Origin of the sequence: Streptomyces sp. URMC 123, from assembly GCF_051386515.1 — a bacterium.
Taxonomy (GTDB): Bacteria; Actinomycetota; Actinomycetes; order Streptomycetales; family Streptomycetaceae; genus Streptomyces.
Genome location: NZ_JBPQTV010000717.1, coordinates 1 through 423, shown reverse-complemented (window position 1 = coordinate 423; position 423 = coordinate 1). Strand labels below are relative to the sequence as shown.

At 71.6% G+C, this 423-nt stretch carries 1 pseudogene; it reads left to right on the top strand.

Annotated elements, in window-relative coordinates:
* Positions 1 to 29: 29 nt before the first annotated feature.
* Positions 30 to 423 (top strand): annotated as a pseudogene (locus tag ACSNOD_RS31765) (hypothetical protein); the annotation flags it as partial.

The following is a 423-nucleotide window of genomic DNA, read 5'->3' as shown; positions in this document are numbered from 1 at the left end:
CCGTTCACGCCCACCACGCACCGCCCCCTGTGCGCGCCTACACCCATGCCCAGCTCGCCGTCCTACAGGCCCACAACCACCGCCATGACGCACTGAACACCCTCACCCGCGCCGAACAACTCCACACCCGCTCCGACGCTCCCCCCGGCCCCTTCACCACCTATCCGCTCGCCGCCCTGCACTACCAGCGCGCCCAGACCCTGGCCACCCTCGGCGACAGCCTGGCGGCCGCCCGCGCCCTCAACGCCTCACTCACCGCCCGCTCCCCCACAGAACGCCACGCCACGGCCCTCACCCACGCCGCCTACGCCGAGCTCCTGCACCGCATCGACCGCCTTGACCAGGCCCTGGCCCACTGGTCCACCTTCACTACGCTTTACCCCACCCTCAACTCCACCCGCGCCAAGCGCCGCCTGCACACCA